The organism is Paraglaciecola sp. MB-3u-78 (assembly GCF_002835935.1).
Lineage (GTDB): Bacteria > Pseudomonadota > Gammaproteobacteria > Enterobacterales > Alteromonadaceae > Paraglaciecola.
Map to the genome: position 1 here is coordinate 400,447 of NZ_PJCF01000004.1, position 20,849 is coordinate 421,295.

The following is a 20,849-nucleotide window of genomic DNA, read 5'->3' on the forward strand; positions in this document are numbered from 1 at the left end:
ACAGAATCAACCTTGCATTGAAAGGATTGACGTTACTGCGACCAATGCCAACGCACATAGCCCAAGAATTAGTCCCCATCCAAAATACCCAAATAACATGAATAGTATAAGAAGGAACGTCATCGCTCCTTGATAGATTAACGTCAGTAGCAAAACGCTAAGTCCGAGAACCGTGAACAGTTTATAAGCTAATTTTTGATTTCTAATGGCTGGCATATCGTGAATAATTCGGTCCTATAAAACCTTGCTATGCATCACTTACTCAATTTTAACCAGTTCTTTATAGGCCGTTCTTAATTATGCGTTAAATTAAAATTTCAGTATATTCATAGTGTCACTTTTTACTTTGACATAAATCAAGTTACACTAATTTTGCATAAAACTCTTTCAAACCTTGGATGACCGTTCGCTCATTGGAGCCAGTCAGCCTATCAGGCAGGTAGGTGCCATTAGCTGACATTAACAATGCGTACCCCATATCACAGGTTAAGTTTTATGTGAGTAAGATAGCCTCTGTGGGACACTTAAAGAAATAAACCTTATCAAAAGATGAAGCTATCGGAAGGTTCATCTTAAGCTCGCTAAAATTAGTTGCTATCGACGGAAGACTTAAGTTCGGCGCTGTATCATGCTCTACAAACAGAGGAGGAGCCTGTCCAGAAACAATAACCAACCAGTGCTCGTCACATTTAGCGTAACCCAAAAGGGCTTTATGCTTCCTATGTAGCACAGGAAATAAATTATCCTCTGTGAAATTCTCTAGAAGGCATCCTCTATTGCCCGTCACAACAGAAGCTTTATGTCCATCATTGAATAATTGAATGTATTGGAGAAAATTTGGAAGTTGAGGACAGATATGTTTGCGCTGCTTACTATCCTTTAGGTCTGTTTCTGTCCTAACCATTAGCTCAATCGAATGCCGACTCATTGATGCTGATACTGTATTTATCAAAGAGGCTATTTCGGACAATGTATCATTATAATTATTGCTATCAACAGTAATACCATCCTCGAAAATCAGATCTATCTCTAACGGTAAGCTAGTATCAATTTTCAACTTCTCTAAAAATCCCTCACACTGGCGGGATAACTATTATTTAAATTGACTACGACCCCTTTATTATTAACTCATAACATCAACAAATTACAAGGTCACTTTGCGGATCATAAGAAAGATCACCACTCACGTCGTGGACTGCTTCGCATGGTTAGCCAACGTCGTAAGTTACTTGATTACCTTAAAGGTAAAAACGTTCAACGTTATCAAGATCTTATCAAACGTTTAGGCATACGTCGTTAATCGACCTAAGCTTACAAAAAAGACGCGAAAGCGTCTTTTTTTATGTCTGAGAGAAAGAGTGTAAATTGAGGTTACTGTCAGAGGGGAATAAAGATTCATGTTGAACAGCTCTTCAGACAATATCTTTGGCAACTAAAACAAAGCCTGAAATAGTTAAATATCATACGAGCTCTCATTACATCCTAATAATGGAATCCAAATTGAGTATTAAAGCGTCATATTTAACGGTTCAAAAGTATTATTAACTGCACCGCTCTCGCGGGAGGGTTGCCGCTTCTAAGTTCATGATTTCATCTGCCGTGGTAATAGACTCACTAAAGCCTTCAGAGGATCTTTTAAATTTCCATGCTTTGTCTATACTTTGGTTGCTCAATCCAATCATAAGGAAAGGCTACTATGGCTAAAGTTCCACTCCAAATTCCCACTCTATTAACTGTACCATTTAGCATGGACAGCTGAGTTTATGGATATTGCTGGATTTTATCAGGAGCTCCGTCGTCGCAAAGTTATCCGTGTAACCTTTGTTTATGTTGTTGTAGCTTGGCTTATTGTTCAGATTGCCGAAACTACTTTTGAACCACTTCAACTGCCTGATTGGTCACTACCTTTTGTCATTATCATTCTTGCACTTGGACTTCCTATTGCCGTGGTGCTGGCATGGGCATTTGATTTAACTCCCGATGGATTGGTGCTAGATAGTCAATTAGCAAAGAAAAATAGCTTTAAAACAAACTCGACCTTGTCTGACGCACCTTCAATTGGGGTTTTACCATTTGAAGATATGAGTGAAGAAAAAAATCAGGGCTATTTTTGTGATGGCATTGCTGATGAAATCTTAAATTTGCTCACAAAGATAGAATCCTTACAAGTCGCTTCTCGAACGTCATCATTTCAATATAAAAACAAATTCGCAGATATTAAGGAGATTGGTCGGCAACTCAATGTAAAAAGCATTTTAGAAGGAAGCGTTCGTAAGCAAGGGAACCAAGTTCTTATAACCGCACAACTAATTAATGTTAATGACGGTTACCACCTTTGGTCCGAACGCTACTATCGTGACTTGGCGGATATATTCCTTATTCAAGAAGAAATTGCTAATTGTATTGTCACAGCTTTAGAAGTGACCCTGAGTAGTCAAGAACAGCGTGTTATAAAAATGCGTTCAACTAAAAATATTGATGCCTATGAGTACTATCTAAGAGGTTGGCACTATTTTCACAGAGCCACTCAAAAGGACTTACTACACGCTATCGAAATGTTTAAAAAAGCCATAGATAAAGATGTAGAGTTTTCACGTGCATGGGCGGGGACCGCCGATACTTATGCCTTTTTATATTTGTATTTTGATAATCAACCAGACTACAGAGAGAAGGCTAGCAGTTTCAGTAAACAAGCATTAAAAATATGTAGTGAACAAGCTGAGTCGCATGTATCACGAGGGATGGCTCACTTATTATGCCACGAATTTAAGGAAGCAGAAACAGAGCTTAATCGTGCTATTGAATTGGCTCCGCGTAGTTTTGAGGCTTTCTATTTTTATGGACGAAGCTGCTTTCACCAAGGCAAGCTAGCAGAAGCCGCTGCCATGTTTGAAAAGGCAAGTTCAATCAACCCTGACGATTATCAGTCAGTCCTTTTGTTACCTCAAATTTACCGGAGCCTAGGTAGAGTCGACGATGCGTTAAATGCAGGTAAAAAAGGGGTTGAAGTTGCAAGAAACTTTCTTCAGCTCAATCCAGATGACTCTCGAGCCTTATGTTTAGGTGCGATTCAATTAGTTTATCAAGGCGATATTGAAGAAGGTAAGCACTGGATAGAGCGAGCGATCGCTATTAACGCTTGTGACAGTATTATTCTCTATAATGCAACCTGCCTGTATGTGCGTATTGGTGAATTAGATATTGCTTTAGATTGTTTAGAGAACGTGGTTCTTACTGGTATGGTAAATCGAGAGTGGCTAGAGCACGATAGTGATTTAGATCCACTTCGCAATGATGCTCGATTTATCTCTTTGTTAGAAAAACTAGAAGAGACAAAATAATTCATACAGTAATTGCCAGCAAGCTAATGCAGACATATATAAACGCCCAGCTTCAAGCTAGAAGTGCCACACCTTTTCTAACCGCTTAAATACCAAGTACGCGCTGAAAGCAGGCATCTGACGGCGAAAATCTAGCGCCGCCTTAGATAAGTCTGTTTGAATTAAACTGTTGATTGAAAAACGAAAAGTGTCGATAAAAGATTCTTTTTTAAGTGATTCAATTATAAGAACAAGCTAAGGGACATAAAATGCCAAAGAGGATTTAATTTCTTTGGCTTTATTGTTTTGATCGACTATTTTAAATCTTTCTTTGACATGAACATATAAAAAGATTGTGTAGAGAAACCTAGTGAAACGCATTCACCATCTTCATTCCAACGAAAACTAACAAAAGAACTATCGTTAATATCAGACACTTTAGCAACAAGTTCAGGGTTGAATGTAGTGCAAATTACCGTAGAATCTTCAGCAACCGACGCTTGACAAAATGCAAATGAAAAAATATCTCCGCTACCGGTATCGCTATTACGTGTTCCACATCCAATAAATTCAAATTCATTGTCTGAATGCCTAGCCGTTACCATATCTCCTGTCGCTACAAGGTTCTCAAGGTCAATAGTGACGGGTGCAGGTTGTGTCAAACCTGCCATCGCTAAAGATTGAAAAAAGAATACTGATGCTATTGTTACTATTTTTAAAAGTTTCATGACATTCTCCATTAATATTATTGATTTAATGCGTTAATTGTATCTGTCCTAAATTTACTGCTTGTGTTAACTTCCGAAATATTTTTTTTCGGCCATCATCATCTAGCTTGGCCAGTTCTTCTTCAATTTTCCACATCTCATTTTCTGATACTTTCCCTTGTGATATGAAATTTTCAATTCGGTTGCTTGCTTGCTGATAAATAATTTGTTGCTCTTCTAGGCTAGGGAGTCGCTCTTCTGAAGTAGTTTGAAGTGGCGTATTTTGAGTCTGAATATCCCGTATTATTACCTTTGTTAAATTTTTCTGTAATATCGTGAATTCATTTTTCAGAAGCTTATGGAAATCAGCGGTTACAATAAGTGGCGGCATCGAAGTAGCTGATGATTTTTGTTGGTAATCGTTGGTGGTGACTGATGATGTCTTTGTATTTTCATAAGAGATAAGCGTTTGTATTTGCGTAATACTGTTTTCCATATTAGTGACTTTAGCCACTAAATACAGAATGACTAACACTTGTAGAATTATTAATGCGGTCAACCAACGCATATAATTAGTACTCCCTGTAAGCAATGATTCGTCTACCTTAAGAATCATTAATGATTGTTTTTTAACCATTGTGGCAGGTGAAATGCTTTTGTTCAAAAAATTAGTAGTATTTGTGAACAACATTTTCAACAATTAAATTAATGAATTAGCGATTCTATAGGAAGTAAAAGGAGATCCGTAAAAATTGACATAGTAGGAAGGGAAGGGGTATTTCAATTAAAACCTTAATACTTAACTTGACACCCCAGCTTCAAGATAGCAACCACTTGTGGGTGTCAAGAAAGCATCATCAAGATAGCAACTATTTTTTGCTGTTGAAAAAAAGTAACTGGCTTGAAGGGATTCAAGTCAAAAACCATCAGGGATGATGATGGCGCAAAGCGTGCTTTGGGTTCTAGGTACTAACGGGCAGTGACTTTTCCTACCTGATGCGCACATTTTTACTAAAAAATTTAATCCCCTTTCTAAAAGAAAGGTCTTCATCAAGAGCAGTGTGAGCTTGTTTGCTATTACTCAAATACAGTGGTGATAGTGATCGCTTGGTGCAAGCTCAATAGAGGGATTTAAATGATGAATATTATACACAATGCATTTTCGCGCAGAGAGTTTATTAAACAACTGGGTTTAGGTGCTGCCTATTTGGGGGTAGCTGCCAATATTCCATTTGCCTTTGCTGACAGCGGCCTAATTTTACCTTTTAGACAAAACGCTGCTCCACTTCTATTACATTTTAATGAAAATTCCCTTGGCATGTCTCCTAAAGCCTTGTTGGCAGCAAAACGTGCTATTGAACTCTATGGTAATCGTTATGCTGATGAGTCATTTGAAGCATTTAAATCTAAGCTTGCGGCTTATCATCAGGTTAAGCCTGCACAGTTGATTTTTGGTAATGGTTCTACTGAAGTATTGCAAGCTATTGCCACTTATGCGGCAAACAAAAATGCGGTCATGATTGAGCCAAACCCGACATTTGGGGCGCTAAGAGGTTACTGCAAAGCTGAAAATATGCAGGTGATTCAAGTTCCAGTTGGACAGGATTTTGCAGTGAATATTACTACCATGAAAAAACAGGCGTCGGCGCAAAAAGGGCCGGTGTTGGTCAATATATGCAATCCTAATAATCCGACCGGGAATATTGTTGATTTTAAAGTATTGTTTGATTGGATTAACAACGCACCTGATAGCCATTTATTTTTACTAGATGAAGCATATTTTGCATATGCTCAAAGTAATCCTAGATACAAAAGCGGTTTAGATTTAATTATGCAAGGTAATGATAATCTGGTCATTAGCCACACTTTTTCAAAAATTTATGGTATGGCAGGTATGCGAATGGGGCAATGGCATTGCGAGTATTGAAACCGCCAATACAATCAAACCCTTTGCTTCTGGGTTCAATTTAAATGCTGCTGGCATTGCTGCTGCGTCAGTCGCTCTTGATGACACAGAGTTCTATAATAAAAGTATCAAATCAAATCAGTTATCAAAAACATTACTCATTGATACCTTAAACAATTTAGAGCTTGAATATGTGCCAAGTGACACTAACTTTGTGTTGCACCGTATTGGCTCACCCTTAGCTGACTACGCTTAGCACATGCAAGACAATGGCATTCGCGTTGGCAGGAGAATGACCAAGGACGATCATTGGAATCGTTTATCGATAGGTACACCAGATGAAATGGCAATATTTACTAAAACCCTTTTGGTGTTTAGAGAAAAAGGCTGGGTCTAGTCGCTAATATTTAATATATTTTGCGCAAAAAAAAGCGAACATTTAAGTTCGCTATTTTTAAAATTGATAAATAACTATTTATCAATTTTACTATATGGACGTTGTGCTTCACCCGTATATAGCTGACGAGGACGACCTATCTTTTGTCCTGGTTGGCTTAACATTTCATGCCAATGTGATACCCATCCTACTGTTCGTGCCAAGGCAAAAATACAGGTAAACATATTAGTTGGAATACCAATCGCTTTTAGGATAATACCAGAGTAAAAATCAACATTCGGGAAGAGTTTTTTCTCGGCGAAGTAAGGGTCACTTAAAGCAATGCGTTCAAGCTCCATAGCGATATTAAGAAGTGGATCATCGATATTAAGCTCAGCTAATACTTCATGGCAACTTTCGCGCATAACAGTGGCACGTGGATCGAAGTTTTTATACACCCTATGACCAAAGCCCATCAAGCGGAACGGATCATCTTTATCTTTGGCTCTAGCAATAAATTCAGGTATACGGTCAACTGTGCCTATTTCTTCAAGCATGTTCAAACACGCTTCGTTGGCACCACCGTGAGCAGGCCCCCATAAAGACGCAACACCAGCAGCAATACAAGCATAAGGGTTAGCACCAGAAGAACCGGCCAAACGGACTGTAGAGGTTGATGCATTCTGTTCGTGATCGGCATGCAAAATAAATATCCTATCGACTGCCTTGGCAACCGCTGGACTGATTTTGTAATCTTCTGCAGGCACTGAAAACATCATATTTAAGAAATTTTCTGCATAGCTCAATTCATTTTTAGGATAAACAAATGGCTGACCAATGTTGTACTTATAACACATTGCAACCAAAGTGGGCATTTTAGCCACTAAACGATATGCGCTGCGTAATCGTTGCTCCGGATCATGAATGTTCAAATCGTCATGGTAAAAAGATGACATAGCACCTACTGACCCACACAACATTGCCATAGGATGGGCGTCGCGTCTGAAACCTCTAAAGAAGTTATTAATTTGGTCATGGACTAAAGTATGACGAGTAATGGTGTCTTTAAAGTCTATGTATTCTTCAGTATTGGGGGTTTTATCATGTAAAAGCATGTAAACCACTTCAATATAATCAGCGTCACGGGCTAATTCTTCGATGGAATAACCTCTATGCAACAGAATGCCTTTAGCGCCATCAATATAAGTGATCGATGATTCACATGAGCCAGTTGCCATAAATCCGGGGTCATAAGTAAAGTACCCATTAGCGCCTAGAGACCGCACGTCTATTACATCGTAGCCTGCAGTACCTGACAAAATCGGCAGTTCGATTTCTTTGTCACCCACTTTTAAAATGGCTTTATTGTCTGCCATATACTGTTCTCCTCAGAATCGTTTTGTGTTCGATAAACAGCATGCTCAGCTGTTTACTGGGGGGGGAATTGCCGCTATTTGAACTTAAATTGACTTATAATGTCAATTTTAATGCGTTTCTGCTTAATAAATATTCACTTCCTTAACTACTAATAATCACTTTTTTAACACCTGCATTGCAAATATAATTTTGGAATACCTTGGTCAAGTTTCGTATAGGTAAGCATTTTCCGTTACAACTAATTAAGTTAACCGTACTTATTACTTATAAACCTTTAATAAGGAACAATAATTGTATTTGTTTGAATGGCTGGATATACTTCTTGGGCTTAAAGCACTTCAGATTGAAAAGATTATTGATACTTAACCTTTCTTTAACAAAGTGGTAACAATCTTAGGGAAAAGAAATTGAATTTTAGCAAAAATTTAACATGCAAGATGTTATAAGCCGAAATGTTTTAACTACCTACGGGTATAAAGAGTGATAAACGTGAAAAAACAAAGACCAGTTAACTTACAACTCAATACGATTAGTTTTCCTCCCGCAGCTATAACTTCCATTCTCCACCGTGTTACAGGCGTCGCATTGTTTTTTGCAATGATGTTTGTGATCTGGGCTTGGGCTATGTCTGTATCATCACCTGAGGGTTTTGCTCTCGTTCAAGAACAAATGGCCGGTCCTCTAGGTAAGTTTGTTGCCATAGGCACCATTTCTGCCTTGACGTATCACGTGTTAGGCGGTGTGCGGCACATGGTAATGGATATGGGGTATTGGGAAGAACTACAATCCGGTGATATAAGTGCCAAAGCAATTATAGCCGCATGGATCATCTTAACCATCTTAGTAGGAGTTGTATTATGGTAACGGGTCAAGCAAGTTTAAAACGTAATGGCGTTCAAGATTACGTCACTACTCGTGCTACCGCTTTGATTATGACTGCATTTTCTTTGTTTATGGGGTGGTATTTTATTGCAACTCCAGACATTACTTATGCAATATGGAACAATTTGTTCTCTGGTCTAGCGATGAAAGTATTCACCTTTGTTACTTTGGTTTCGATTATGTTTCACATACGTATCGGTATGTGGCAGGTTTTAACCGACTATGTTAAAGCACCAGGTTTGCGTGCATTTATTCAATTTGTTATTAACCTAACTGCATTTGTTTATGTGGTTGTGGGTTTATTTGTTTTGTGGGGTGTGTAAATGAGTCTTCCTGTACATGAATTTGATGCAGTTGTAATTGGTGCTGGCGGCGCAGGTATGCGCGCAGCATTACAGATTACAGAATCGGGTAAATCGTGTGCCCTATTATCTAAAGTTTTTCCTACGCGTTCACACACAGTTTCGGCTCAGGGTGGTATTACTGTTGCTCTGGGTAATGCTCATGAAGATAACTGGGAATGGCATATGTACGATACGGTTAAAGGTTCCGATTATATCGGTGATCAAGACGCAATCGAATATATGTGCAAAACAGGCCCAGAAGCCATTATTGAAATGGAAAATATGGGGTTGCCTTTTTCTCGCTTTGAAAATGGAAAAATTTATCAACGTCCATTTGGTGGCCAATCTCAAAACTTTGGTGGAGAGCAAGGCGCTCGTACTGCAGCAGCAGCAGATAGAACGGGTCACGCATTATTACATTTGCTTTATCAGCAAAATGTTAAAAATAAAACTAAAATATTCAGCGAGTGGTACGCACTCGATTTAGTTAAAAACCAAGACGGTGATGTAGTGGGTTGTACTGCTATTGATATCGAGTCTGGCGAAGTTGTATATTTCAAATCTAAAGCCGTAGTATTAGCAACCGGTGGAGCTGGGCGTATTTATGCTTCAACTACCAATGCGCATATTAATACTGGTGATGGTCTAGGTATGGCACTACGTGCTGGTGTACCCATGCAAGATATGGAAATGTGGCAGTTCCACCCAACAGGTATTGCAGGTGCTGGTACGCTAGTAACTGAAGGTTGTCGTGGTGAAGGTGGTTATCTTCTTAATAAAGACGGCGAACGTTTTATGGAACGTTATGCGCCTAATGCTAAAGATTTAGCTGGCCGTGACGTAGTTGCTCGATCAATGATGACAGAAATTCGTGAAGGTCGCGGTTTTGATGGTCCACAAGGTCCACATTGTAAGTTGAAGCTTGATCACTTGGGTAAAGATGTTCTTGAGTCTCGTTTGCCTGGTATTTTAGAATTATCTCGTACCTTTGCGCATGTCGATCCAATTAAAGAGCCCATCCCCGTTATTCCTACTTGTCATTACATGATGGGCGGTATACCGACTAATGTCGACGGACAAGCGCTTACCATGGACGCAAGTGGTAAAACTTCACCTATTAAAGGGTTGTTTGCTTGTGGTGAAATTGCTTGTGTATCAGTGCATGGTGCCAACAGACTAGGTGGTAATTCATTACTAGACTTAGTGGTGTTTGGTCGTGCTACAGGATTACATCTTGGTAAAGCGATTGATGGTATTGATGCTCGTGAAGCCTCAGAAGATGATGTTGATCAAGCAATGGTGCGCTTTAATCGCTGGGAAAATTCAGCAGTGGGTAAAGGCGAAGATCCTGTTCAAATCAAGAAAGATCTACAGCAATGTATGCAATTAAACTTCTCGGTATTCCGTGAAGGTGATTCAATGGCAACGGGCTTGAAAGAGCTTGGTGATATACGCGAAAGATTAGACAATGCACGCTTAGATGATAAGAGTAACGATTTCAACACTATGCGTATCGAATGCCTTGAATTAGATAACTTAATGGAAACAGCCTACACCACAGCTGTAGCCTCTAATTTTAGAACGGAAAGTCGCGGAGCTCATAGTCGTTTTGATTTTCCTGATAGAGATGACAAGAACTGGTTGTGCCATTCTGTTTATTTACCTGAAACAAAATCAATGATAAAACGTGAAGTGAATATGTCACCTAAATTGCGTGAAGCCTTCCCACCTAAAGCAAGAACTTACTAGGAGCTACAATTATGCAATTAAATCTTTCAGTTTACCGTTATAACCCTGATGTTGATGACGCTCCTCGTATGCAAGACTATCAGTTGGAAGTCGCAGAAGGCCAAGACATGATGGTATTGGACGCCTTGATAGCGTTAAAAGAAAAAGATCCTACTTTATCATTTCGTCGCTCCTGCCGTGAAGGAGTCTGTGGCTCTGATGGCGTCAACATGAATGGTAAAAATGGTTTAGCATGTATTACACCGATATCAGCACTCAAAGGTTCTAAAATAGTGGTCCGTCCATTACCAGGATTACCAGTAGTGCGTGATTTGGTGACCGATATGACGCAATTTTATACTCAGTATGAAAAAATTAAGCCGTTTCTTATTAATGATGATAAGCAGCCGCCATCTCGTGAATTTTTGCAGTCTCCTGAAGAAAGAGAAAAGCTAGACGGTTTGTACGAGTGTATTTTATGTGCATGTTGTTCAAGCTCTTGCCCATCTTTCTGGTGGAACCCGGATAAGTTTATCGGTCCTGCTGGTTTGTTACATGCTTATCGTTTTTTAGCCGATAGCCGAGATACAGCTACAGATGAGCGTTTAAATGGTTTAGACGATGCATTTAGTGTATTTAGATGTCACGGCATCATGAACTGTGTCAGTGTTTGTCCTAAAGGATTAAACCCTACTAAAGCGATTGGTCATATTAAATCTATGCTGCTCAAACGAGCAGTATAGGTTTTGCTAAGAACAAAAACACCGTGTGCATATGCACACATAATTGCAAGTCTGATTAAAACCAAGGGACGCCAATGCAACAAAGCGTGATGAAAGCATGGTGGGATTCTTCTCACATGGCTGGTGGCAACGCTACTTATATCGAACAAATGTATGAAGCCTATTTAGATGATGCACAAAGCGTATCTGATGAATGGCGAGGCATTTTTGAAAAGTTACCTAAAGTCGATGGGGTAGAAGTTGAAACCAAACATAGTCTTGTTCGTGATCAATTTCGTAATTTAGCCGCCCTTGGTCCAGCTTCTCGAGTTGGCTCTGGCGCGACTCAGTCAAGTACCAGTGGCGGAGATGAAAAACAAGTTAAAGTATTGCAGTTGATTAATGCCTTTCGATTCAGAGGTCATCAACATGCTAACCTAGACCCTCTTGGGCTGTGGAAACAGACAAGAGTGAGGGACTTAGAACTATCCCACCATAACCTTTCTGAAAAAGATTTTGATACCACTTATAACGTTGGTTCTTATGCTATAGGTAAAGAATCGTTGCCTTTAGGCCAGTTATTTGAATCACTGAACCGCACTTATTGTGGCTCTATCGGTACTGAATACATGCATATTACCGATACGGATCAGAAACGCTGGTTGCAACATCGGATTGAGTCTGTCCAAGCTAAGCCTGAAATCTCTCGAGAAGAAAAAATTTATCTTCTCAAGGGCTTAGTGGCTGCGGACGGTATGGAAAAATACCTCGGTGCTAAATTCCCTGGTGCGAAACGTTTTTCTCTTGAAGGCGGTGATGCATTAGTGCCTATGCTGAAAGCTTTGATCAGTCGTGCCGGCGTTAATGGTACTAAAGAAGTCGTTATCGGTATGGCTCACCGAGGTAGAATTAACACCTTAGTGAACGTGCTTGGTAAAAATCCATCGGTACTTTTTGATGAGTTCTCTGGTAAACACGATGATTCTTTAGGTGCAGGTGATGTGAAATATCATGCTGGTTATTCTTCTGATTTTGCTACACCAGGCGGAAATTTGCATTTAGCCTTGGCATTTAATCCGTCTCACCTTGAGATTGTTAACCCAGTGGTTATTGGTTCTGTTCGAGCGCGTTTAGACAGACGTGGCTGTACCGATGGTTCGGTAGTGTTACCTATTACCATTCATGGCGATGCGGCTATCGCTGGTCAAGGTGTGGTTCAAGAAACTTTTAACATGTCGCAAACACGTGGTTTCCAAGTGGGCGGTACCGTTCGTATTGTTATCAATAATCAGGTGGGGTTTACCACTTCTAAAATTGAAGATACACGTTCAACTCAATACTGTACTGACATTGCCAAGATGGTTCAGGCTCCTATATTTCATGTGAATTCAGACGATCCTGAAGCGGTTTTGTTTGTGACTAAACTGGCGTTAGATTATCGCAATCAATTTAAACGTGACGTTGTCATTGATTTAGTTTGTTATAGACGTCACGGGCACAACGAAGCGGATGAGCCAAATGCAACTCAGCCTTTGATGTACCAAAAAATCAAAGTACACCCTGTACCACGTAAGATTTACGCAGATCAACTTATCGCTGAGGGCATTATCGATGCTCATGAAGTGAAAAAACTGGTCAGCGACTATCGCGCAGCATTAGATCACGGTGCCTGTGTGGTCGAAGAATGGCGTCCAATGACTGAGCATTCAGTGGATTGGTCTCCGTATCTTGGACATGATTGGGACGTTAAATATGACAGTGCAATCAGTGTCGAAAAAATAAAAGAATTAGGTGAGAAACTCTGTACTTTCCCAGCCGAATATGTCCTGCAATCACGTGTTGATAAGCTATATAAAGACCGTGTAGCTATGGTTAACGGCGAAAAGGCACTGGATTGGGGTATGGCAGAAAACTTGGGTTACGCTGCGATTGTTGATGGGGGCAGTAATATCCGCATGACGGGTCAAGACTCAGGTCGTGGTACTTTCTTCCACCGCCATGCAGTGTTGCATAATCAAACTGACGGTTCTGATTATATGCCTTTGGCTAATATCCATGCCGAACAAGGTAAAATGGAAATATACGATTCTGTTTTGTCCGAAGCCGCGGTGTTAGCGTTTGAGTTTGGTTACGCAACAGCAGAACCCGGTACTTTGACTATTTGGGAAGCGCAATTCGGTGACTTTGCCAACGGTGCCCAAGTAGTGATTGACCAGTTTTTAAGTTCTGGCGAGGCAAAGTGGGGACGTTTTTGCGGATTAACTATGTTGTTACCCCATGGTTATGAAGGACAAGGACCTGAGCATAGTTCTGCTAGGTTAGAACGTTTCTTACAAATGTGCGCTGATCATAACTGGCAAGTGTGTGTGCCTTCAAATCCCGCGCAAGTTTTCAATATGTTACGTCGTCAGGCACTTCGTCCGATGCGTAAACCGCTTATTGTTATGTCACCTAAGTCTTTATTGCGTCATCCTTTAGCTGTATCGAGTATCGAAGAATTGGCTGAGGGTGTGTTCCATAATGTTATTGATGAAATTGATGACTTGGAGCCAAGCAAGGTTAAACGAGTCGTGATGTGCTCAGGCAAAGTCTATTACGACTTGTTAGAGCAGCGTCGTAAGAATGAGCAAACCGATGTGGCTATTATTCGTATCGAACAACTTTATCCTTTCCCACACGAGGACATTGGTAAAGTAGTAGATAAATTTAAACACGTTAAAGATTGGGTTTGGTGCCAAGAAGAGCCACAAAATCAAGGTGCTTGGTATTGTAGCCAACATCATTTTTGGTCGTCATTGCCAGTCCCTGCCACACTAACTTATGCCGGTCGAAAAGCCTCTGCTTCTCCTGCGGTAGGTTATATTTCAGTTCACAACCAACAGCAAAAAGATTTGGTTGATGATGCACTAACAATTAAATAAGGAACCAGTATGACAATAGAAATAAAAGTACCGGTATTGCCTGAATCAGTGGCAGATGCATCAATCGCTACCTGGCACGTAAAGGTAGGCGACAAAATCAGTCGCGATCAAAATCTTGTGGATATTGAAACAGATAAAGTAGTGTTAGAAGTCGTTGCACCTGCAGACGGCGTCGTCAGTAAGATTTTTAACGCTGAGGGCGAAACGGTGTTAGGTGAGCAAACCATTGCTAATTTTGAGGAAGGTGCCAGCGCAGCCGCTGCTCCTGCTCAAGCCAGTGAACAATCAAGTCAACCATCCGGTAATAAAGGTGAGTCAGTGGAAATCAAGGTACCTGTTCTGCCAGAATCTGTGGCAGATGCAACAATTGCAACTTGGCATGTAAAGCCAGGTGAAGCTATTTCTCGTGATCAGAATTTAGTTGATATCGAGACCGATAAAGTCGTATTAGAAGTGGTGGCACCTGCAGATGGTTCGCTAAGTGAAATTTTAGCCCCTGAAGGCGAAACAGTATCTGGTGAGCAAGTGATTGCGACTTTTGTCGCCGGTGCCGTTGCTGCGCCAGTCGCAACCGCTGCCGAAGCTGGATCTGAAGAAAACGATGCGCTTAGCCCTTCGGTTCGCAGATTACTCGCTGAAAAAGGCTTAGATGCGGCAAAAATTAAAGGCACAGGCAAAGGCGGTCGCATCACCAAAGAAGACGTTGAAAAGTCTTTACAGGCACCTGCAGCTAAGTCTGCCACAGCGCCAGCGCCAGTTGTTGCTTTAGATAATCGCACCGACAAACGTGTGCCTATGACACGTTTACGTAAAACCATCGCCACGCGTTTGTTAGACGCGAAAAATAATACGGCCATGTTGACAACTTTTAACGAAGTGAACATGAAGCCAATTATGGACTTGCGTAAGCAATACCAAGAAAGCTTTGAAAAACGTCATGGTATTCGCCTTGGCTTTATGTCTTTCTATGTAAAAGCGGTGACTGAAGCACTTAAACGTTTCCCAGAAGTGAATGCGTCTATCGATGGTGATGATATTTGTTATCACAACTATTTTGATATCTCTATTGCTGTATCGACTCCTCGTGGATTGGTAACACCAGTACTTAAAGATACCGATGCACTAGGTATGGCAGGTATTGAAAGTGGTATCAGAGCACTAGCGCTTAAAGGACGTGATGGTAAATTAACCTTAGATGAGATGCAGGGTGGCAATTTCACTATTACTAACGGCGGCGTGTTTGGTTCATTGTTGTCGACACCTATTCTAAACCTGCCACAAAGCGCTATTTTGGGTATGCATAAAATCCAAGACAGACCTATGGCTGTGAACGGTAAAGTAGAAATTTTGCCAATGATGTACTTAGCATTATCTTACGATCACCGCATTATTGATGGCAAAGAGTCTGTTGGCTTTTTGGTGACCATCAAAGAAATGTTAGAAGATCCAACACGTCTGCTTCTCGATGTATAAAAAAGTGGTAGATGTGTAACTAATCGAGGCAGGTGAGGTTTTACCTCGCCTGCGTCTTCGTTGTTATTGTGTTACATAACGACAAAAAATAAAGCGGCTTACTAGCGGCTTTTTTCTTACATTAAACGGGTAGAAAAACCATGAATTTGCATGAATATCAAGGCAAGCAATTATTCAAAGAGTACGGCTTGCCAGTCTCTGACGGGATAGCAGCTTCGACTCCAGAAGAAGCTGTAGCGGCAGCTGATAAAATTGGCGGCAGTGAGTGGGTAGTAAAATGCCAAGTTCACGCAGGTGGCCGAGGTAAGGCTGGCGGCGTAAAACTGGTTAAAACTAAAGAAGAGATCAAAGCTTTTGCTGAAAAGTGGTTAGGCAAAAATTTAGTGACTTTTCAAACTGACGAACATGGTCAACCAGTCACCAAAATTTTGGTAGAAACCTGTACTGATATCGCCGATGAGTTGTATTTAGGTGCTGTGGTTGACCGTACTTCGCGTCGTATCGTTTTCATGGCGTCTACTGAAGGCGGTGTTGAAATTGAAACAGTTGCTCACGAAACACCTGAAAAGATTTTAAAAGCTGAAATCGATCCTATTGTTGGTGCGCAACCTTACCAAGCTCGTGAAATGGCGTTTAAATTGGGCCTTAAAGGCGTACAAATTAAACAGTTCACTAAGATATTCCTTGGTTTAGCAAAAATGTTTGTTGACCTTGATATCGCCCTTATCGAAATCAACCCTCTAGTGATTAAAGCTGACGGTGATATTCACTGCCTAGACGCTAAATTAGCTATCGATGGTAATGCTGTATATCGTCAACCTAAAGTAGCAGCTATGCACGATCCATCACAAGATGATGCTCGTGAAGCAGAAGCCGCTAAATGGGAACTTAACTATGTAGCACTAGACGGAAACGTTGGCTGTATGGTCAATGGTGCCGGTCTTGCTATGGGAACTATGGACATAGTTAACCTACACGGTGGCAAACCAGCTAACTTCCTTGATGTGGGCGGCGGTGCAACCAAAGAACGAGTTGCTGAAGCATTCAAAATCATTCTTTCTGACAGTAACGTTAGTGCCGTATTAGTGAATATATTTGGTGGCATTGTTCGTTGTGACATGATTGCTGAAGGTATTATTGGCGCAGTTAAAGAAGTAGGCGTTAATGTTCCAGTTGTTGTACGTTTAGAAGGTACTAACGCTGAACTAGGCCGTGAAGTGTTGGCTGGTTCAGACCTTGATATCATAGCTGCAAGCAGTTTAACTGATGCAGCTAAATTAGTTGTTAAAGCCGCGGAGGGCAAATAATGTCTATATTAATTAATAAAGACACCAAAGTTATCTGTCAGGGTTTTACTGGTGGACAAGGTACTTTTCACTCTGAACAAGCTATTGCTTATGGCACAAAGATGGTTGGTGGTGTAACTCCTGGTAAAGGCGGTACAACGCATCTTGGTTTACCTGTATTTAACACAGTACGTGAAGCGGTTGAAAAAACCGGTGCTACGGCCTCTGTGATTTATGTACCAGCTGCATTCTGTAAAGATTCAATTGTTGAAGCGGCTGATTCTGGTATCGAGTTGATTATTTGTATCACTGAAGGTATTCCAACAATCGACATGTTGTTTGTGAAAGAATATTTGAATGTAAAAGGCGTTCGAATGATTGGTCCAAACTGCCCAGGTGTTATCACTCCTGGTGAATGTAAGATTGGTATCATGCCTGGTCATATCCACAAACCTGGAAAAGTCGGTATTGTTTCTCGCTCTGGTACCTTAACGTACGAAGCAGTTAAACAGACCACTGACGAAGGTTTCGGCCAATCTACTTGTGTAGGTATTGGTGGTGACCCTATCCCTGGTTCAAACTTCATCGATATTTTGAAATTGTTCCAAGAAGACCCTAAAACTGAAGCAATCGTTATGATTGGTGAAATTGGTGGTTCTGCTGAAGAAGAAGCGGCTGAATATATCAAAGCTCATGTGACTAAACCTGTTGTTTCATACATTGCTGGTGTGACTGCACCTGAAGGCAAACGTATGGGCCATGCAGGAGCCATTATCGCAGGCGGTAAAGGCACAGCTGATGAGAAATTCAAAGCGTTAGAAGCGGCAGGTGTTAAAACTGTGCGTTCTTTGGCTGACATTGGTACAGGTTTACGGGAAATTACAGGTTGGTAGTGTAAACGTATCATCGATACCTGAAAAAACCCGCTATCTAGCGGGTTTTTTTTATTGGTGCGCCAAGTATGGCGCGTAGCGCCCATTCTGGGTGCTGTTCTGATACGCGTGGTGGCGGTCAGATGACTTGGTGGTGAAAGTCCACTATTAACCCGACAAGGGGAATAATTAGCTGAACGGCAAGGGAGTTCATTGTGAGGTGAAATCTGAAGAAAGCTGAAAGCAAAGCACTGGCCTGACGAACAGAAATCGTATATTAGGCGTTCGCAGTGGGTGAGAAGGCCAATATCTTCAAAGCCCAATACTTGTCCAGACACTGCGGACGTAGATACGGCAGGCATAAGTGTGAAGGTCACGCGCATTACCTTGGGAGGTCTGTTGCTCTGCCTTAGGCTACTGTTATCGCGAGATATCAGGATGGGGCAATAGAAGTCAGCCGAGGCCATAGTAGGTTGATAACCGTCAACTGAAGGGCTGAACATGTTAGATGGATTGAGAGCCGACCGCTCGATGACACTGTAGGGGCAGAAACGGTTATTGCGATATAACTGCTTATTGTTGAGAGGTGCAGACAGTATCTGCATGGGTAAACGAATAAGGCACCAAAAAGTCACGGCACGCGAGGGGTACTCTCATGAGGAGACGATAGAGTTACTCGATAGCATACTATCAAGACCGAATATGCAACGTGCTTATCAGCGGGTGATGCGTAATAAAGGCGCGGCGGGTGTTGACGGAATGAGTGTGGATACGCTGAAAAGTTATCTACAAACACACTGGCAACGAACCAAAGCGGCATTATTGCGTGGCGACTACCGTCCACAAGCTGTGTTAAAGGTGAGTATCCCCAAAGCAGGAGGTGGGCAACGCGAACTAGGCATTCCAACGGTGTTGGATAGGCTCATTCAGCAAGCGATACATCAGGTGCTAAGTCCTATATTCGAGGAGCAGTTCTCGGACAGCAGTTATGGATTTAGGCCAAAACGCAGCGCTGGACAAGCCGTCCAGCAAGCTCGTGATTATATGGAAGCAGGTCATCGATGGGTAGTGGATATTGATCTAGAGAAGTTTTTCGATAAGGTTAATCACGACATTTTTATGTCACGAATAGCGCGTCATGTGAAAGATAAAGCGGTATTGAAGTTAATCCATGCATATCTGATGGCGGGTATATCGGATAATGGACAGGTCAATATGAGAACAATGGGCACACCGCAAGGTGGGCCAATAGCATTACTATCAAATATTATACTGACCGACTTAGATAACGAGCTTGAAGACCGAGGGCATAAGTTCTGCCGTTATGCGGATGGCTGTAATATCTATGTCAAAAGTGAGCGTGCAGGGCAGCGTGTATTGCAAAGTGTCACTACCTTCTTGGAAAACACCTTGAAACTGAAGGTAAACCAAGAGAAAAGTGATGTGGGTCGGCCTTGGCAACGAAAGTTCTTGGGATACAGTGTTTGCAATCAAAACAGAATAACCGATTGCGGATCGCGCCAGCGGTGCAAATGCGTTTTAAGAAGGATGTAAAGCAGATGCTTCGTAGCGCCAGAGGTTGGTCACTTCACCGTACGGTGGAAAAGCTGAATCTGAAACTGCGAGGGTGGATGACATACTTCCGTCACATTAACGTTAAACAGGTATTGCTTGACTTAGATGGTTGGCTACGCCGCCACCTTCGCAAGATACTATGGCGACAATGGAAACGCATTCATACTCGTATCAAGCGTTTAATTGCGCTTGGTATTGACGCATCGAGGGCAGCGACAAGTGCCGTTAATGGCAGGGGACCTTGGTTTAACTCAGGGGCTTCGCATATGAACCATGCACTTCCTAAGAAACACTTCGACTATTTGGGCTTAATATCTTTGATGGACTACTATCATCGTCTCAAGAATTTTACATGAACCGCCGTGATACGGAACCGTACGTCCGGTGGTGTGAGAGGAGGAGAGTGTAAACTCTCCTCCTACTCGATCCAAATCATGTCTTAAAGCTGATAAATTTAGATGCTTAATCACACTTCTCAGGCATGTAGATTGCTCAAATAGCAGCAGCACTTTTAAGTTAATATCCTTATTGATGATGTTTCATTCAGTCTGGAACATCACAAAACCGCAATAATTTCATTTAACTTTTTAATAAAAACTGTGTTTATCTTTACAAGGTGTTCACATTTTATTTCAACGAATGAAAAGTTTGTTTTTACTATGTATATGGATTTTTATGTTTTATCTTTCAAAAATAATTTAAAACTAAATTTAATCAATGTCTTAAGTGATTTGTTTTGGTTTTACATGAGACGTTTTATATTGTTATTGTAAAAATTTCGGTGTGCATATTTTTTGAATACGTATGCAATGCATTGAGGCGTTTGTTAATTAAGCGTTAATATCTGTTCATGAAAAGTTGGGTAAAATGCTGATTCGAATTTGAAGCAGCAAGTTAACTGAAAATAACGGGAACGGGACACATAGATGAGAAAATTCAAACCCAGTCTAATAACCGCGGCATTTGTGGCCAGCGGAATGGCTTTTAGTAGCTCACAAATATTTGCACAAGAAGCTCCTGTCATAGCTGATGTGACAAATACAGAAGAAGCTTCGGAAGCAGTTGAGAGAATTGTAATTACAGGTTTTGCTACTAGCCTCATTCAATCACTTAATCAAAAGCGTTTCAGCGACACAGTGTCGGAGCAGATTTCTGCAGACGATTTAGGGGGCTTGCCTGATGTATCCATGGCTGACGCTTTAACTAGGCTACCTGGTATTTCTGCTGTAAGAACCGGCGGTCAAGCAGCAGAAATTAATATTCGTGGTTTATCTGGGGACTTTGTTTTTTCGTAACTATTCAGCCTCATGAAAATATATTTTGACGATCCCAGCGATCGTATTGACTGATCCCGCTAGGA

General features: G+C 41.1%; 17 protein-coding genes and 2 pseudogenes. 15 read left to right on the forward strand and 4 right to left on the reverse strand.

The window, feature by feature from the left end:
- Positions 1–493: 493 nt before the first annotated feature.
- Complete coding sequence (locus CXF95_RS08585) at positions 494–1,057, reverse strand: hypothetical protein (protein WP_101198290.1); 564 nt, start codon at positions 1,055–1,057, stop codon at positions 494–496.
- A 63-nt stretch (positions 1,058–1,120) separates the two neighbouring features.
- Here CXF95_RS08585 and rpsO point away from each other — a divergent pair.
- Together rpsO and CXF95_RS08595 are read left to right on the forward strand one after the other, a co-directional pair.
- A pseudogene (gene rpsO / locus CXF95_RS08590) lies at positions 1,121–1,300 on the forward strand (30S ribosomal protein S15); the annotation flags it as partial.
- 463 nt (positions 1,301–1,763) lie between these two features.
- Positions 1,764–3,341, forward strand: coding sequence for a tetratricopeptide repeat protein (locus CXF95_RS08595; protein WP_101198291.1), 1,578 nt, complete (start codon positions 1,764–1,766; stop codon positions 3,339–3,341).
- Between the two features lie 293 nt (positions 3,342–3,634).
- Here the strand turns inward: CXF95_RS08595 and CXF95_RS08600 are convergent, their stop codons facing one another.
- Together CXF95_RS08600 and CXF95_RS08605 are read right to left on the reverse strand one after the other, a co-directional pair.
- Positions 3,635–4,048 carry a hypothetical protein gene (locus tag CXF95_RS08600; RefSeq protein ID WP_101198292.1) on the reverse strand — a complete coding sequence of 138 codons (414 nt, stop codon included), beginning with the start codon at positions 4,046–4,048 and terminating at the stop codon, positions 3,635–3,637.
- Positions 4,049–4,073: 25 nt separating this feature from the next.
- Positions 4,074–4,595: a hypothetical protein gene (locus tag CXF95_RS08605; protein ID WP_157828107.1), complete on the reverse strand. Its 522-nt coding sequence runs from the start codon at positions 4,593–4,595 to the stop codon at positions 4,074–4,076.
- A gap of 567 nt (positions 4,596–5,162) precedes the next feature.
- Here CXF95_RS08605 and CXF95_RS08610 point away from each other — a divergent pair.
- Both CXF95_RS08610 and CXF95_RS30495 read left to right on the forward strand, forming a co-directional pair.
- Positions 5,163–5,954 (forward strand): aminotransferase class I/II-fold pyridoxal phosphate-dependent enzyme, encoded by a 792-nt coding sequence (locus tag CXF95_RS08610; protein ID WP_232787730.1) that lies wholly within the window; start codon positions 5,163–5,165, stop codon positions 5,952–5,954.
- On the forward strand, positions 5,908–6,189 hold the full coding sequence (locus CXF95_RS30495) for an aminotransferase class I/II-fold pyridoxal phosphate-dependent enzyme (RefSeq protein ID WP_232787731.1): 282 nt from the start codon (positions 5,908–5,910) through the stop codon (positions 6,187–6,189). The genes CXF95_RS08610 and CXF95_RS30495 overlap by 47 nt, the downstream gene beginning before the upstream one ends.
- A gap of 215 nt (positions 6,190–6,404) precedes the next feature.
- On the opposite strand, the gene CXF95_RS08615 is transcribed toward CXF95_RS30495, so the two are convergent.
- A complete protein-coding gene (locus tag CXF95_RS08615; protein WP_101198294.1) occupies positions 6,405–7,685 on the reverse strand; it encodes a citrate synthase in 1,281 nt (426 codons plus the stop codon).
- A gap of 490 nt (positions 7,686–8,175) precedes the next feature.
- Here CXF95_RS08615 and sdhC point away from each other — a divergent pair, with 490 nt between their 5' ends.
- From sdhC to CXF95_RS08665, 11 genes and pseudogenes are all read left to right on the forward strand, one after another.
- Positions 8,176–8,550 carry a succinate dehydrogenase, cytochrome b556 subunit gene (gene sdhC, locus CXF95_RS08620; RefSeq protein WP_101198295.1) on the forward strand — a complete coding sequence of 125 codons (375 nt, stop codon included), beginning with the start codon at positions 8,176–8,178 and terminating at the stop codon, positions 8,548–8,550.
- Positions 8,544–8,891 carry a succinate dehydrogenase, hydrophobic membrane anchor protein gene (sdhD, locus tag CXF95_RS08625; protein ID WP_101198296.1) on the forward strand — a complete coding sequence of 116 codons (348 nt, stop codon included), beginning with the start codon at positions 8,544–8,546 and terminating at the stop codon, positions 8,889–8,891. Before sdhC ends, sdhD begins: the two co-directional genes overlap by 7 nt.
- Positions 8,892–10,661 carry a succinate dehydrogenase flavoprotein subunit gene (sdhA, locus tag CXF95_RS08630; RefSeq protein WP_101198297.1) on the forward strand — a complete coding sequence of 590 codons (1,770 nt, stop codon included), beginning with the start codon at positions 8,892–8,894 and terminating at the stop codon, positions 10,659–10,661.
- A gap of 11 nt (positions 10,662–10,672) precedes the next feature.
- The gene (locus CXF95_RS08635) at positions 10,673–11,383 is read left to right on the forward strand and encodes a succinate dehydrogenase iron-sulfur subunit (RefSeq protein WP_101198298.1); all 711 of its coding nucleotides are present in this window, start codon (positions 10,673–10,675) and stop codon (positions 11,381–11,383) included.
- Positions 11,384–11,457: 74 nt separating this feature from the next.
- Entirely contained in the window at positions 11,458–14,283 is a 2,826-nt protein-coding gene (locus tag CXF95_RS08640; protein ID WP_101198299.1) for a 2-oxoglutarate dehydrogenase E1 component, read from the forward strand.
- A 9-nt stretch (positions 14,284–14,292) separates the two neighbouring features.
- Complete coding sequence (gene odhB, locus CXF95_RS08645; protein WP_101198300.1) at positions 14,293–15,756, forward strand: 2-oxoglutarate dehydrogenase complex dihydrolipoyllysine-residue succinyltransferase; 1,464 nt, start codon at positions 14,293–14,295, stop codon at positions 15,754–15,756.
- A gap of 140 nt (positions 15,757–15,896) precedes the next feature.
- Positions 15,897–17,063 carry an ADP-forming succinate--CoA ligase subunit beta gene (gene sucC / locus CXF95_RS08650; protein ID WP_101198301.1) on the forward strand — a complete coding sequence of 389 codons (1,167 nt, stop codon included), beginning with the start codon at positions 15,897–15,899 and terminating at the stop codon, positions 17,061–17,063.
- Positions 17,063–17,935, forward strand: coding sequence for a succinate--CoA ligase subunit alpha (gene sucD, locus CXF95_RS08655; protein ID WP_101198302.1), 873 nt, complete (start codon positions 17,063–17,065; stop codon positions 17,933–17,935). Before sucC ends, sucD begins: the two co-directional genes overlap by 1 nt.
- A 582-nt stretch (positions 17,936–18,517) precedes the next feature.
- Positions 18,518–19,468 (forward strand): group II intron reverse transcriptase/maturase, encoded by a 951-nt coding sequence (gene ltrA / locus CXF95_RS08660; RefSeq protein WP_198556529.1) that lies wholly within the window; start codon positions 18,518–18,520, stop codon positions 19,466–19,468.
- A gap of 5 nt (positions 19,469–19,473) precedes the next feature.
- A complete protein-coding gene (locus CXF95_RS29940) occupies positions 19,474–19,845 on the forward strand; it encodes a group II intron maturase-specific domain-containing protein (RefSeq protein ID WP_198556530.1) in 372 nt (123 codons plus the stop codon).
- Between the two features lie 570 nt (positions 19,846–20,415).
- Positions 20,416–20,781, forward strand: a pseudogene (locus CXF95_RS08665) (TonB-dependent receptor plug domain-containing protein); the annotation flags it as partial.
- Between the last annotated feature and the right edge of the window lie 68 nt (positions 20,782–20,849).